This window comes from Halorubrum rarum, assembly GCF_048380895.1.
Classification (GTDB): Archaea; Halobacteriota; Halobacteria; order Halobacteriales; family Haloferacaceae; genus Halorubrum.
The window spans coordinates 35,671-49,211 of record NZ_JBLWMN010000003.1; the positions used below are offsets into that span (position 1 = coordinate 35,671).

At 67.5% G+C, this 13,541-nt stretch carries 13 protein-coding genes; 4 read left to right on the plus strand and 9 right to left on the minus strand.

The window, feature by feature from the left end; all coding sequences use genetic code 11:
- Window positions 1-3: 3 nt before the first annotated feature.
- Both ACNSN7_RS03330 and ACNSN7_RS03335 read right to left on the minus strand, forming a co-directional pair.
- A complete protein-coding gene (locus tag ACNSN7_RS03330) occupies window positions 4-333 on the minus strand; it encodes a DUF8113 family protein (RefSeq protein WP_418280649.1) in 330 nt (109 codons plus the stop codon).
- Window positions 334-418: 85 nt separating this feature from the next.
- The gene (locus ACNSN7_RS03335) at window positions 419-1,252 is read right to left on the minus strand and encodes a ubiquinol-cytochrome c reductase iron-sulfur subunit (protein WP_418280650.1); all 834 of its coding nucleotides are present in this window, start codon (window positions 1,250-1,252) and stop codon (window positions 419-421) included.
- A 207-nt stretch (window positions 1,253-1,459) separates the two neighbouring features.
- On the opposite strand from ACNSN7_RS03335, the gene ppc reads away from it, so the two are divergent.
- Window positions 1,460-4,162, plus strand: a complete 2,703-nt coding sequence (gene ppc, locus ACNSN7_RS03340) for a phosphoenolpyruvate carboxylase (RefSeq protein WP_418280651.1) — start codon at window positions 1,460-1,462, stop codon at window positions 4,160-4,162.
- A 24-nt stretch (window positions 4,163-4,186) separates the two neighbouring features.
- Here the strand turns inward: ppc and hemA are convergent, their stop codons facing one another.
- The 6 genes from hemA to ACNSN7_RS03370 form a co-directional block, all read right to left on the minus strand.
- Entirely contained in the window at window positions 4,187-5,506 is a 1,320-nt protein-coding gene (gene hemA, locus ACNSN7_RS03345) for a glutamyl-tRNA reductase (RefSeq protein WP_418280652.1), read from the minus strand.
- Window positions 5,503-6,216 carry a precorrin-2 dehydrogenase/sirohydrochlorin ferrochelatase family protein gene (locus ACNSN7_RS03350; RefSeq protein ID WP_418280654.1) on the minus strand — a complete coding sequence of 238 codons (714 nt, stop codon included), beginning with the start codon at window positions 6,214-6,216 and terminating at the stop codon, window positions 5,503-5,505. The genes hemA and ACNSN7_RS03350 overlap by 4 nt, the downstream gene beginning before the upstream one ends.
- Before the next feature lie 22 nt (window positions 6,217-6,238).
- Entirely contained in the window at window positions 6,239-7,324 is a 1,086-nt protein-coding gene (gene ahbB / locus ACNSN7_RS03355) for a siroheme decarboxylase subunit beta (protein ID WP_418280656.1), read from the minus strand.
- Between the two features lie 72 nt (window positions 7,325-7,396).
- A complete protein-coding gene (locus ACNSN7_RS03360) occupies window positions 7,397-7,864 on the minus strand; it encodes a DUF7112 family protein (protein ID WP_418280658.1) in 468 nt (155 codons plus the stop codon).
- A gap of 12 nt (window positions 7,865-7,876) precedes the next feature.
- Window positions 7,877-8,263, minus strand: a complete 387-nt coding sequence (locus tag ACNSN7_RS03365; protein ID WP_418280660.1) for a 30S ribosomal protein S6e — start codon at window positions 8,261-8,263, stop codon at window positions 7,877-7,879.
- A 109-nt stretch (window positions 8,264-8,372) separates the two neighbouring features.
- Window positions 8,373-9,128 carry a lipoate--protein ligase family protein gene (locus tag ACNSN7_RS03370; protein WP_418280662.1) on the minus strand — a complete coding sequence of 252 codons (756 nt, stop codon included), beginning with the start codon at window positions 9,126-9,128 and terminating at the stop codon, window positions 8,373-8,375.
- A gap of 105 nt (window positions 9,129-9,233) precedes the next feature.
- Between ACNSN7_RS03370 and ACNSN7_RS03375 the strand changes: the two genes are divergently transcribed.
- From ACNSN7_RS03375 to ACNSN7_RS03385, 3 genes are all read left to right on the plus strand, one after another.
- Window positions 9,234-10,922, plus strand: coding sequence for a sensor histidine kinase (locus ACNSN7_RS03375; protein ID WP_418280664.1), 1,689 nt, complete (start codon window positions 9,234-9,236; stop codon window positions 10,920-10,922).
- The gene (locus ACNSN7_RS03380; protein WP_418280666.1) at window positions 10,919-11,812 is read left to right on the plus strand and encodes a DUF8155 domain-containing protein; all 894 of its coding nucleotides are present in this window, start codon (window positions 10,919-10,921) and stop codon (window positions 11,810-11,812) included. Before ACNSN7_RS03375 ends, ACNSN7_RS03380 begins: the two co-directional genes overlap by 4 nt.
- Window positions 11,813-12,026: 214 nt before the next feature.
- Window positions 12,027-12,497, plus strand: a complete 471-nt coding sequence (locus ACNSN7_RS03385; RefSeq protein WP_418280667.1) for a PaaI family thioesterase — start codon at window positions 12,027-12,029, stop codon at window positions 12,495-12,497.
- A 73-nt stretch (window positions 12,498-12,570) separates the two neighbouring features.
- Here the strand turns inward: ACNSN7_RS03385 and ACNSN7_RS03390 are convergent, their stop codons facing one another.
- Complete coding sequence (locus ACNSN7_RS03390) at window positions 12,571-13,497, minus strand: DMT family transporter (protein WP_418280669.1); 927 nt, start codon at window positions 13,495-13,497, stop codon at window positions 12,571-12,573.
- Between the last annotated feature and the right edge of the window lie 44 nt (window positions 13,498-13,541).

Below are 13,541 nucleotides of genomic sequence, written 5' to 3' on the forward strand. Positions count from 1 at the left end.
CGACTACTCGTCGGGAAGCCGATCCGTGCTGGCGGGGATCCGTTCGACTCGCCCCGCGAGCGTCGCCGCGTCCCCGGCGACAGTCGACGCCTCGACGCCGGCTTCGTCCGCCACGAGCTGGACGTGTGCCGCCAACAGCGCGAGCGCACGCAACCCCTCGCTTTCGGGGTCGTCGGTTCGCTGGGCGAACGTCGTGTCGACCTCCCCGTCCCGGACGACGCCGACGTGGATCGCCTCGATGTCGGTGCCGTCGAGCAGGTCACGGGCGGCGTCCAGTTCAGCGTCGAACTCGTCCGTCTCGTCGCGCTCCGTCCGATCGTCGTCGGTGTTCATGCGCGACTATCCGGGCAGGAACGGCAAAAACACCGCGCTCCGAGACGTGCTCGTGAGAGGGACCGGATCGGACCGAGCCTCTCGGCTACTCCGGCCGCGGGCGGGCGATGAACAGCGCCTGTTCGAGCGTGAACGGGTCGTACACCGACTGGTGACAGACGCAGTAGGCACCGTCCTCGGCGTTGTATCGGGCCGATTCCTCGAGTTCCTTGTAGCCGGGAATACAACAGAAGTGGGTACACACGTTGAGGTACGCGATGAACCCCTGATCCGTCGACGCATCGACCCACTCGTCCTCCTGGGCGGCCTCCTCGATCCGCGGCGAGCGGATGACGACCGCGTTCAACACCGAGTCGGCGTCCTCGGACCGCCAGGTGACCGCGGCGGGCTTGCCGACGCCGTCGTTCCCGACGTCGTTACCCCACGTGTCGTAGTCGTCGAAATCGTCGACGTGGATCCGGTCTCCGGCGTCGTACGTCTCGTCCTGCCAGTCGTACGTCCCCGTCGCCGCTCGAAAGAGGTTATCGGACTCGAAGTTCGGCTGAACGTTCTCTTGCGATTCGATCCCGCAGTACTGGAACCACTCGCCCGAGTACGTGCGCCCGCCGAGTTCCTCGCGAGCGACCTCGATCTCGAAGCCGTCCTGTTCGACCGTCTGGACCTCGGGCCAGAGCCCTTCGAGGTATCCCTCGTCGTTCACTCGGACGGGAATCTGCGGGAGCCCGCGCGGTGCCGGCCCACCTGTGTGGGCGATCGTCATCGCGACGGTCGCGCCGCCGCCTACGCCACCCGAAGTCGTCAGAGAGTTCACGGTCGCCGATCCCGCCGCGCCGACGCCCGCGAGGGCCGCGCCCCCGACGACGCCCTTCACGAACCGCCGTCGGCCAGATTCGGCGGGATACTTGTCGGACTCGCTCATACCACTCGCTCGGGACGGATCGGTAAAAAGGGTGACGAACCGTCCAGCCTGCCGGGAACGCGACCTGTTTTACCCTTCCGGGAACGACGGCTCCGTCGATCGCTCGAACGTCGCCGATCCCGATCGGGCATAATAGTTTACTCGGCTGTGAGGCAACATTCGTTTTAGGCGGCGGATTTAACCGGATCGGACAGCAGTGTGTGTGGTATGCAGTTGCACAATCGAAACGTCCGGACGGACGTTCGCGAGCTCGGCGCGCTGCTCGGGGACGTACTATCCGCACAGACCTCGACGGAGGCGTTCGAGACGGTCGAAACCCTCCGTAACGCATCGATCGATTATCGCAGCGGTAGGGTAGCGGATCGGGAGACGCTCCGGAGCTCGGTCGACGAACTCTCGCCGACGAGAGAGGGGATCGTCGCTCGGGCGTTCACGACGTACTTCGAGCTCATCAACCTCGCCGAGGAACGCGAGCGCGTCCGCGCCGTCCGGAGCGCGGACGCCGACGGATCGCTCCACGACTCCTTCGAGAACACGCTCGCCGCGCTCTCGGCGGCCGGCGTCGACGACGAGGAGCTCACCGAGATCCTCGACGACGTCCTGATCGAACCGACGTTCACCGCCCATCCCACCGAGGCGCGACGAGCCACGGTCAAAGCGAAGCTCCGCTCGATCGCCACCCACATCGAGGAACTCGACGAGCGCAACCTCACCGAACGGGAACGGAACGCCATCTGGCGCGACGTCACGGCGGAGGTGACGAGCCTCTGGGGGACCCGTCAGGTCCGGCAGCGACGGCCCGAACCCCAGGACGAGGCGCGCAACGTCAGCTGGTATCTGGAGAACACCCTGTTCGACGTCGTCGGAGACGCCTACGAGGAGTTCGAGGAGACGATATCCAACGAGTACGACGACGTCGACTGCCCCAAGCTGTTCGAGTTCCGATCGTGGGCCGGATCCGACCGCGACGGCAACCCGTTCGTCACGCCAGCGGTGACCGAGGAGACGCTCGACCGTCAGCGCACCGTCGCCACCGAGACGTACCGCGAGCAGTGTAAGCGACTCTCGGCCGTGTTGAGCCACGACGGCGAGCGATACGCCGTCGGCGACGAGCTCGCGGCGTCGCTCGCGGCGGACGCCGAGCGCTTCCCGACCGTCGTCGAGGAGGCCCGCGAGCGCTACCCCGATGAACCGTACCGCCAGAAACTCCGCCTGATGCGTGAACGGCTCGACCGCGTCGGCGACGTCAGACCCGGCGGCTACCCCGACGGCGGGACGTTCCTCGACGATCTCGACGTCATCGCCGAGTCGCTGTCGACCGATCACAACGACTCCGTGCGGGAGTCGTTCATCGAGCCGCTCCGCAGGCAGGTCGACACGTTCGGACTCACCCTCGCGTCACTCGATCTCCGGGACCACCGCGAGAACCACACGGAGGCGGTCGCCGAGCTCGTTGGCGTGGAGAGCGTCGAGTACCGCGAGATGGACGAGACGGAACGGACCGCGTTCCTCACCGACGCCATCGAACAGGCGCAGCCGGTCGTCGACGTCGAGGATCCGGGCGACGTCTCGGAGACCGCCGAGCGCGTGCTTCGTCGGTTCCGGGCGCTCGCCGACTGGCAGGCGGAGTACGGCATGCAGGCGATAGACACCTACTGCATCTCGATGACCGAGGAGCCGAGCCACGTCCTCGAAGTGTTGTTCCTGGCCGACCAGGTGGGCGTCGTGTCGCTTCCCGGCCACTGCGGGCTCGACGTCGTTCCCCTGCTGGAGACGGAGTCAGCGCTCAACGGAGCCGAGCGTATCCTGGGGACGCTCTTCGAGAACGACGTGTACAGCACGGCGCTGGACGTGCGCGGGGGCCTCCAGGAAGTGATGCTCGGTTACTCCGACTCGAACAAGGAGAACGGCTTTCTCGCCGCCAACTGGGACCTCTACAAGAACCAGCGCCGACTCGCGGCGTTCTGTCGCGAGGAGGACGTGACCCTTCGACTGTTCCACGGTCGGGGCGGCTCGATATCCCGCGGCGGTGGTCCGATGAACGAGGCGCTGCTCGCGCTCCCGAACGAGACCGTCTCCGGACAGGTGAAGTTCACCGAGCAGGGCGAGGCGATCGCCGAGAAGTACGCCAACCCGCGGATCGCCGAGCGCGAGCTCGAACAGATGCTCGACGCACAGATCCGCGCTCGACACGAGGCGATCGAGGAGCCGACCGAGAGCGTTCCCGACGCGTGGGTCGACGCGATGGAGACGATGGCACCGGCCGCCAGAGAGACGTACCGGGACCTGTTGAACGCCGACGGGTTCGTCTCCTACTTCGAGCAGGCGACCCCGATCACGGTCGTCGAGGACCTCAACCTCGGCTCCCGTCCGGCCTCCCGATCCGGCGAGCGCAGCGTCGAGGACCTCCGCGCCATCCCGTGGGTGTTCTCGTGGACGCAGACCCGCCTCATCCTCCCCGGCTGGTACGCGGTGGCGTCCGGGATCGACGCATACCTCGACGAGGTCGGCGAGGAGGAGGGTCTCGAAACGCTTCGGGAGATGTTCGCGGAATGGCCGTTCTTCCGGACGACCCTCGATAACGCGTCGATGGCGCTCGCTCGAACGGAACCCGAGATCGCCGCCGAGTACGCGGATCTCGCCGCCGCCGACCTCCGCGATCGGTTCTACCCACAGCTCGTCGACGAGTACGAGCGAGCCCGCGAGCTCGTCCTCGCGGTGAGCGGTCGCGAGGAGCTCATCCGACGCGAGTGGCTCGCCGAGAGCCTCGACAGACGGAACCCCTACGTCGACCCGCTCAACCTCCTCCAGGCGGATCTGCTCGGACGAACCAACCGCACCGACGAGGAGGAGCGGACCCTACGGCTGACGGTCAACGGCATCGCTGCCGGAATGAAAAACACCGGGTGACTGCGCGGTCGATCGGTCGACGTTTCAGTCGTCCAGCTCCTCGACGGCCGTCTCGGGGGCTGACGCCGTTGCTCCCGGCTCGCCGGTCGCCAGCGGCCGCTCGTCGAACTCCGGATCGAACAGCCGGAGGGCGGTTTGTATCGTCTCCCAGTCGTCCTCACCGGCGGCGTCCCGCAGCGATCGGGTCGGTGCGGCCAGTAGCTGCCCGACCAGCGCGTCCGCCATCGCCTCGACGGTCTCACGCTGGTCGTCGGTGAGCTCTCCCTGTGCGTCGAGCTTCGAGAGCGCGCTGTCGAGTTCGCGGTTCTTCACCCGATCGGCTTCGGCGTACATCGTCGAGATGACGTCGTCGGCGCGCTTGCGTTTGTACGACTGCAACAGCCGATCGAGCTCCTCGTCGATGATCCGTTCGACCGCCTCGGCCTCCGTCGCGCGCTGTTTTCGAGTCCGGTGGGTCACGCTCTCCAACGCGTCGATGTCGAAAAGCGAGACGTTCGAGAGCTCCGCGGCCGACGGGTCGACGTCGCGAGGCTGTGCGATGTCGATACAGACGGCCCCGTCCATACCAGTCAGGTGGTCCGCATCGATCACCGGTTCGGAGCTCCCGGTCGCGGTGATGACGAGATCGGCGTCGGGGAGCAGACGAACGAGATCGGCGAGCGGAACGGCCGCCGCGTCGGTCTCGATCTCGCCGGCGACGAACTCCGCGTTCGGCACCGTCCGGTTGGCGACGATCACCTCGTCGACCTCGGTGTCGTCGAGGGCGCGTGCCGCGAGCGTCCCCATCTCGCCCGCCCCGACGACGATGGCGGTCGTTCCCGCGAGCTCCGTCTCCGAGGACGCCAGCTCGACCGCCGCGGACCCCAGCGAGACGACACCCTCGTTTATCGACGTCTCCGTCCGCGCACGCTCGCCGACGTGGATCGCCTTCGTTACCGCGTCCTCCAGAACGGGGCCGATCCCTCCCGCAGACCGACACTCCTCGTAGGCGACCCGGACCTGTCCGATGATCTGGTCCTCGCCGAGCACGAGGGATTCGAGCCCGGACGCGACACGCATCAGGTGTTCGAGGCTCTCCTCGTGGTCCATCCGTCGAACGGAGCCGTCACGGACGTCCGGCGCGAACGACGACAGCGCGGCTGCCCCGGCGGCAGGGCGCTCGACGACGACGTACGCCTCCGAACGGTTGCACGTCTGGATCGCGAACGCCTCCTCGACCCCGTCCCGAGCGAGCAGGTCCGAGACGGTCGCACGGACTCCGTCCCGGCCCGCGGCATCGATCTCGTCGACCCTCGCGCGACTGGACGCGACGGATGCACCGACGATCAGACCGGTCTCTTTCATTCTCGGAGCACCTCCTCGATCACCTTCTCTGCCTCTTGGCTGCCCTTGGACACCCCCTCTTGTAAAGCCTTCCAAACCCGATCCGATCGCACGACGGCCCGGATCGCCGCCCGCCTCCGCACGGGATCGACGTCGCGTTCGTGGAGCTCCGATCGCAGGGATCCGGAGAGCTCCGCCATCGCGCCGGCCCCGTCGATCTCCGCTTCGATCCGTTCGCGAAGCGCCTTCGACAGTGCCGGGCTCCGTCCACCCGTCGAGATCGCCACCCGAACCGGACCGTCGTCGACGGTCGCGGGGACGACGACGCTGCCCGGGTCGCGTTCGCCCGAGCGATCCGTCCGGTTCACCAGTGCACCGGCCTCGCGTGCGGCCGCCTCGGCGGCGGCGTTGATCGCGGCGTCGTCCGTGGCGGCAACGACGAGCGCCGGCGACGTTCGATCGACCAACTCGCGAACGCCGTGGGCGTCGGGCGCGTCGCGAACGAGATCGATGCGTCCGCCGTCTCCAGCACCCTCGGAGTCGGTACTCGCGGGATCGCCAGCGGCCGACGGCCGCTCATCCGCGAGTTCGACCAGCGCCTCGTCGAACGTCGGACTCACGACGACGACGCGCGACTCGGCGGCGAACCGCCGGGCTTTCCGCGCGCCGACGGCTCCGCCGCCGAACACGAGCACGGTCTCGCCGGCGAAATCGTGAAACAGGGGGATCATCGGTCGACTCCGTCGTTCCGGATCACTCGGTGTTACTGTCGGCCCGCTCGTCCAATCGGATACCGGTCTTTTTCAGGATCCGGGTCGAGAACAGCGTGTCCCAATCGTTCTCGCCGACGTCCCAGTGTTCGGCCATCGTCTCTCTCACCTGTGCGACCCGCTGTTCGCTCTCCGCCTCGGTCCGTCCGTGTGTCATCGCGAAGAAGTTGTACTCCCACACCCCGGCGTGGCGCGGTCGATGATAACAGTGAGTAACGAACTCGAGCGCGGCGACGGCGGGACCGACCTCGTCGAGCACCGCCTCGGGAACGTCCCAGACCGTCATCCCGTTTTCCGTGTAGCCGAGCGCGTAGTGGTTCGGAATCACGCCCACTCGACGCACTTTTCCCTCCTCGTTGAACCGCGTTATCGTCTCGACGACCCATCCGACGTCGGCGTCGATCCGCTCGGCGATGTCCGCGTACGGCGTCTCGCTCACCGGCAAGCCGCCCTGGATCTCGACGACGAGGTCGCGCTCCGCGGGCGTCAGCGACGACCGATCGACGGGGGTCACGTCGGGACCGATTCCGGATAGATCGACGTCGCCGTCCGGTACCGGGCCGTCGACGAGGAACTTCGCGCCGACGTGGAACTCCCGCTGCTTCGGCAGGTTGTACGTCTCCTGGCCGGTCACGTCCTCGATCTCCGCGAGCACCTCCTCGACCCGGTCGCTCCCGTCCTTGTCCGGGTCCGGGTGATCCGCGACGCTCACGACGAACCAGACGTTGAGATGCGGATGTTCGCGCTCGTAGTTGTGTGCGACCTCGCGGAACCCGTTGACCTGCTCAACTATCTCCTCGAATCGGTCCGCGGGCGCGTGCATCGCGACCAGCGACGCCGCACCGCCGATCTCCTCGGCGTTCACCAGCGCCCCGAACCGCGAGAGGACGCCCTCCTCGTCGAGTTCTCGGACGCGCTCGCACAGTTCCGCGCCGGTCACGTCGACTCCGTGCTCCCGGAGCGCGGCTGCCGCCGCCTCGAACGGTCGCTCCACGACGGGGAACCCCCCCTGAAACGCGTTGATGATCGCCCGATCGAGCGTCGACAACTCCGCGTCGACCTCCTTCATGCCCGGAGATCCGTCCTGCGAGAGAATAAGCGATCCGACCGGCAGGTCCGGGATCGGTGAACTGAGCGACGATCAGCCGTCGAGATCGTTGGCGATATCCGACAGCGACGAGCGGGGACCCCGACGAACGTCGTAGACGGTCCGCTCGCCCGGGAAGCGAAGACCGTACGCGTCTCCGGGCGCGAGCACGTCGAGGAGAACGACGTCGCCCTCCTCGCCACCGTGGTCGTCGATCCACTCGTGGAGCCGATTCGACCCCTCTCCCGGCGTGCGGGCGAGCCGCTTGTTGTCGAACGCGCCCCGAAGGAGCCGCCTCCCGCCCGCGCGCTCGACACGCGCGTGATACGTCTCCCGATCGATCGTCAAGCGGACGAGATCGCCTGCGGACGATCGAAGGGAGTCACACTCGCCCGAATCGAGCTTCGATGCGATCTCCTCGTCGTTCGGCACCCGTACGCACAGCCGTCGAGTGCCGCCGCTCCGCGCGAGCGAGGCGCGGACGGACGCGACGCTCTCGTCGTCGGACGGAACACGCGGCATCGAACGAGTTCGTTACTCCTCGTCGCCGGCGAGTGCGGACGCGACGTCGCCCTCTCCGTCGACGACCGACACGTTGATCTGCGCGACGTCGTCGGCGATCTCACGGCCGCGAACGGTGATGCGCTTTCGCTCGCCGTCCCGAGACGGCTTGAATCCGACGCCGCCCTCGAGGAGGAGCTCCTTCAGACGGGTTCCGGAGACGTCCGTTCGCATCGGTCGGCCGGTCTCGTCGGAGCCGCCGGTGATCTCGATCGTAAAGCCCTCGAGTCCGACGGCGTCGCCGCCGATCTCGTCGCCGAGCTCTCGTCCGAGGAAGCGGTTCGCGTCCTGTCCGTCGACCTCGCGCTGGACCGTCTCGCCGGTCTCGGGGTCGGCAACGACGACTTTGAATTCAGCCATGCGGAGAGAGTGACTCCCGCCGATAAAAAACACGTCGAAACGGGGACCGGCGTGTTCCCTCTTCACAACGTCTCCAGCGAGGCGGCAGTCGACCGGTTCTCCAGTGTCGTTACCGCGTCTCCTCACCGCCGACGAACTCGATCCGACGCTCCCGGCCGTCGGTCGGGACGTCCCCGTCCGCCGTCGAGCCGTCGCCGTCCCACGTTGCCGCTGCGAGCGCGTTTTCGAGGTGTCGTCCGACGAGTTCGGGATCGTCGGGACCGCCGGCGTCCGAGACGCTGCCGACCGCGGTCGGATCGAACGGCACGTCGAGCACGTCGTAGATCGGGGCGAGAACCTTCGCGATCTCGGCGGCGTCGTCCGTCGAGACGATCAGACAGCCAGCCACGAGCGCCGAGTCAGCGCGAACCCGTTGTGCGAGCCCGGCGATCTTTCCGCCTCCCGAGACCCGAACGGAGTGGTCGCCGGGACAGAACGCCGACGCCGGCTCCCCGTCCGAGACGTCCGCACCGAGGTCGGAGAGTGCCTCTCTCACGGCGTGTGAGGCCGTCTCGTACCGGTCCTCGATCCCTATTCGTGGGTTCGCAGACGGGATCGCAACGGCGAACGACACCGTTCGCCCGGTGTACGCGACGGCTCTTCCGCCGACGCTTCGATCGACAGGGTCGAACCCGCGCGCGGTCGCAAGCGCCGCTGCTCGCTTGTATCCGGGCGCGTTGGCGTCACGGCGTCCGAACGCGATCAGCCGATGTGGCGTCCAGACACGGACGGACGAGACGCTCTTCTCGTCGGCACGAGCCAGCATCCGTGCCGTCACCTCGCGATCGGCACGACGCGTCGATGCTCGACCCCTGAGCACGTTCATACAGCGGATCCGTCGCACGACGACAAACCGTTTGTGCCCACCTCGGTTGCCGTCTCGGCGTATGACGCAAACGTTTTCCTGCTCGTTGGACTGGTACCGGTATCGATGAGCGATCTCGGCGCGCTTCCCGTACAGGCGTACCTCCTCGCGTGTCTCCTCGCGGGGGGCCTCGGCCTCTGGCTCGCACGCCAGTCCTGGCTGGAACGCGAGGAGCCGGGCGGGGTCGAGGTCACGTTCTATCTCGCATGCGGCGGCGCGTTCTCACTTCTGTATGCGGTCCGTGTCGCCGGGTCCAGTCCGAGCGTCATGTCCGTCGCCACACAGCTCTCGACGCCGTTGCTCGCCGCGATGCCCGTCCTCTTCGCGAGCTTCACGTTCGCGTACGCGGGCCATGATCGCTTCCGGACCGAGCGAGGGATCGTCGCGCTCGCGGCTCCGGCGTTCGTCTGGACGATGGTCGCGTGGTCGAGCCGAACCCACGGGCTTGCCCGGCGATCGTTCGAGCCGGTCACGGACGGCCCGTTCACGCTCCTCGAACTCGGACTCGGCCCCGTCGGACTCGCGTTCGTGCTGTACGCGTACGCACTGTATTTCGCCGGTATCGTCGTGATCGTCGATCTGTATCGCCGGACGGGAAACCGATATCGGCTGCAGACGTTCGTCGCGTTGCTCGGCACGCTGTTCCCGCTTCTAGCGGGGTTCGTGACCGTCGTCGACGTCGGGAGCTTCGCGCATCTCGACTGGACGCCGGTCGGCTTCGTGCTCCACGGCGTCTTCCTCTACGGGACCGTGTTCTGGCTCGGAACGCTCGACGCGTCCGTCGCCGCGCGTGACACCGCCGTCGAGGTCATGCAGGACCCCGTCATCGTGTCCGGCTCGGACGGCTGTATCCGTGATCTCAACCCCGCCGCCGCCGAGCTGCTCTCGGCCGATACGGTCGGAGCGTCGCTGAACGACGTGTTCCCCGACCTCGGGACGGGATCCGACCGCTTGCTGTCGATCGATGGTCGTCGGTTCGACGTTCAGGAGGATCCCATCACGGATCCGCGCGGAACCGGTCGGGGACACGTCGTACTCCTCCGTGACGTCACCGAACGCGAACGGCGGCAGGCGGAGCTGGAACGACGGGAGACGCAGCTCGAACGGCAGAACGAGCGGTTAGAGGAGTTCGCGGGCGTCGTCTCTCACGACCTGCGGAACCCGCTCGCCGCCGCGACGGCGGCCGTCGAGTTGGTCCGTCACACCGACGAAGACCGCGACGACGCGCTCGACCGTGCGGCCACCGCACACGAACGAATGGACGATCTGATCGAGGGGCTACTGTCGCTCGCGACCGCGGGGAAGACTCTCGACTCGGTCGAGACGGTCTCGGTCGAGGGTGCTACTCGGACGGTGTGGTCTCGGCTGGAAACCGCTGACGCGGTACTCGATTTCGACGGCGACGACGTCACCGTTCGCGCCGACGGCGAGCGACTCACGCAACTGCTGGCGAACCTGTTCCGGAACGCGATCGAGCACGGTGGCGACGATGCCACCGTTCGTGTGAGCGCCGAGCGTGGCGACGACGGCGTCACCCTCCGTGTCGCGGACGACGGTGACGGTATCGATCCCGGCGATCGATCGCGCGTGTTCGAACGGGGCGTCTCGCTGAACGACGGGACGGGACTCGGGCTCTCGATCGTCGGCGACATCGCGGACGCACACGGCTGGTCCGTCGCGATCGTCGACGGCCCGCTTTCCGGGGCCTGTTTCGAGATCGCCGGTATGGAACCGACGACGGAGGCGGAGCGGTGACGGTCACGCTTCCACGGGACGTCGTTCGTCGGTACCGTCGGTTCTCGCGGTTCAACTCTCCGTATCCGGCACACGACCGCAGTCGTGCGATCGATCTGTACCCGTCGAGCAACGACGGGCTCTCACCAGTCACGGGAACGGTCCGGGAGACGCGAACTGTCGGCTGTCCGGACAGGCCCTACGCCGCGAGCACCGATCACCTGATCGTCATCGACCTCGCCGACGAGTGGTGTCGTCGGATCGGTGCCGAGCCGGGGACGACGGCGCGAGTGCTGCACGTGATCCCGGACGTCGTGCCCGGTGACGACGTCTCCGTGGGCGACGTGCTCGGTCCGATGACGCGTTCCGGCTTCTTCGGACGGTGGGTCGACAACCACGTCCATCTCGGCTTCCGCGCGCCCGGTACGAGCGCGCTCCGAGCGAGCGGGTCGCTCCCGGTGGCCGTCGACGTCGACGTCGAACCGATCCGGTGGGACGGAACCGGATCCGTCGTGGTGTGCGGTCCGTCGTCCGTCGTCCTCGACGCACCCGAACACCCGGATCCGGGTGGAGCGTTCGCCGCGATCGCAAGCGACGACGGCGTCCCGCTCGACGGCGGACTGGCCCACTACGGGGGTGGTGGGACGTTCGGGAGAGACGGCGGGCGCGACGGCGAGGGCGTCTCCCTGCTCGGGACGCGCGTCGGGACGCTTCGAGCGTCGACCATCGAGTGGGACCCGATCGACGTGTTCGCGAACGGACGACGCGTGACGGGATTGTCGATGTTCGCGGCATCCGACGGCGGATACGGAGCGAAGCTCGTCGATCCGGACGGCGATCTCACGGTCGGCGACCGGGTGAGGGTGACGATCCGTGAAAGCGACGATCCGATCCGTCTCAGCGTCGGGTGAGCGCGTTCGGTTCGGTGCGAGGAACGGTGGCGAACAGCCGGCACGAGCGGTGATCCGCGGTGGTGTGCCGGGCTCCCGCCTCGGCCACCGCGGTCGACGCGTTAGGTCACGGGGTGTGTGGCTCGGTATGCGGTTTAAATTCCGGGTCGAACAACTCGTCTCGGGTTCGACCGCGTTCCCCGGGATACAAGCCCCGTGGCGTCGACGAACGGGTATGAGCGAGTTCGACCCGGAGGAGATGGACCCGTTGCCGCCGGAGGCGGCGTCGTACGTCGAGCGACGAATCGAGGAGGAACACGGCTATCTCTCGTGGCTGAACACGTCGGTCGAGACGGTGGAGCGTGGACGTGTGGTGCTCTCGATCCCGTTCGACGAGAAGCTGACCAACGCCGACGGGCGAACGATCCACGGCGGGGTCGCGGCGACGCTGATCGACACCGCTGGCGGGGTCGCCCAGCGGACCGCTTTCGCTGACCCGCTCTCGGGCGGCGTCTCGACTATCAATCTCACGACGAACTATCTCCGCCCCGCGACCGGTTCGCTGCGTGCGGAAGCCGACGTCGTCCGCTCGGGCGGCTCGATCGGAGTCAGCGAGATGCGCGTCACGAGCACCACGAACGGAGAGAGCTCGGAGGTCGTCGTCGGACAGGGATCGTTCCGGCTGTTCCGTGACGCGGACCCGTAGTGGACCCGTAGCCGGTCCGTAACGGACGCTCGATCGCGTCACGCGCTGACGTCGTCGGCTGTTCCGCCCGTGGTCAGAAGAACCCGCCGACGCGCGCGATGAGTTTCGGCACCTCCTCGGCGATCGCGTGTCGCTTCACCAGCCCGAATCCCGCGACGATCACGAGGAAGCCGACGATCGTCCACCGGGTCACGGGCTCGGCGAGCAACACGACGCCGGCGACGGTCGCGACGACGGGAACGACGTACGACACGAGGTTGATCTCGAACGCACCGAGTCGGTCGAGCAGCGTGAAGTAGATCGTGTAGGCGAGGGCGGACGACAGCACGCCGAGGAACAGGAGCGCGACGAGCGCTGGGAGTTCCGTCGCCGGCAGCCGCTGTACCTCCCCGAGTCCGACGCTCGTCCCGTGCATCAACAGCGCACCGAGCAGCATCGCCCACGCGGTGAGCGAGACGCTCGAGATGTCGGTCTCGATCGTCCGGAGCCCGACGCTCGCGACCGACACGGCGATCACGCCGACGAAGATCAACGCGACGCCGACCGTCACGCCGCCGACCAGGTTCTCCGGGTCCGGTTGCGCGACGAGGCCGACGCCGACGAACGCCAACACGACGCCGATCGATCCGCGAGCGTCGAGGCTCGACTGGCCGATCCACACGGCGGCGGTCGCCGCGGTGACGATCGGAACGAGGCTGTAGGTGATCGCCGCGATCCCGCTCGTCGTGTACTGCTGGCCGACGAACAGCAGCGAGTTGTTCGCCGCGACGGAGAGCCCGCCGCTGAGCGCGATCGCGACCGCGTCTCCTCGGGTCCTCGGGAGCGGAGCCTCCTCCACGATCAGCGCGTAGCTCACGAGAAGCAGCGCGGCGAGGTCGAACCGATACGCCGCGTACAACACCGGCGAGTAGTACTCCAACCCGACCTCGATGGCGACGAACGAACCGCCCCACAGCGTTGCCAGCGCGAAAAACAGGACGGTGTCTCGATAGCGGGACACGAACCGGTCGACGACGAGGGTGCCTAAAGCGGTGTTCGTTCCGG

Excerpts from the sequence above, each read along its gene's own strand:
- ACNSN7_RS03330 (WP_418280649.1), bottom strand. The coding sequence starts at position 333 with ATGAACACCGACGACGATCGGACGGAGCGCGACGAGACGGACGAGTTC.
- ACNSN7_RS03335 (WP_418280650.1), bottom strand. The coding sequence starts at position 1,252 with ATGAGCGAGTCCGACAAGTATCCCGCCGAATCTGGCCGACGGCGGTTC.
- ppc (WP_418280651.1), top strand. The coding sequence starts at position 1,460 with ATGCAGTTGCACAATCGAAACGTCCGGACGGACGTTCGCGAGCTCGGC.
- hemA (WP_418280652.1), bottom strand. The coding sequence starts at position 5,506 with ATGAAAGAGACCGGTCTGATCGTCGGTGCATCCGTCGCGTCCAGTCGC.
- ACNSN7_RS03350 (WP_418280654.1), bottom strand. The coding sequence starts at position 6,216 with ATGATCCCCCTGTTTCACGATTTCGCCGGCGAGACCGTGCTCGTGTTC.
- ahbB (WP_418280656.1), bottom strand. The coding sequence starts at position 7,324 with ATGAAGGAGGTCGACGCGGAGTTGTCGACGCTCGATCGGGCGATCATC.
- ACNSN7_RS03360 (WP_418280658.1), bottom strand. The coding sequence starts at position 7,864 with ATGCCGCGTGTTCCGTCCGACGACGAGAGCGTCGCGTCCGTCCGCGCC.
- ACNSN7_RS03365 (WP_418280660.1), bottom strand. The coding sequence starts at position 8,263 with ATGGCTGAATTCAAAGTCGTCGTTGCCGACCCCGAGACCGGCGAGACG.
- ACNSN7_RS03370 (WP_418280662.1), bottom strand. The coding sequence starts at position 9,128 with ATGAACGTGCTCAGGGGTCGAGCATCGACGCGTCGTGCCGATCGCGAG.
- ACNSN7_RS03375 (WP_418280664.1), top strand. The coding sequence starts at position 9,234 with ATGAGCGATCTCGGCGCGCTTCCCGTACAGGCGTACCTCCTCGCGTGT.
- ACNSN7_RS03385 (WP_418280667.1), top strand. The coding sequence starts at position 12,027 with ATGAGCGAGTTCGACCCGGAGGAGATGGACCCGTTGCCGCCGGAGGCG.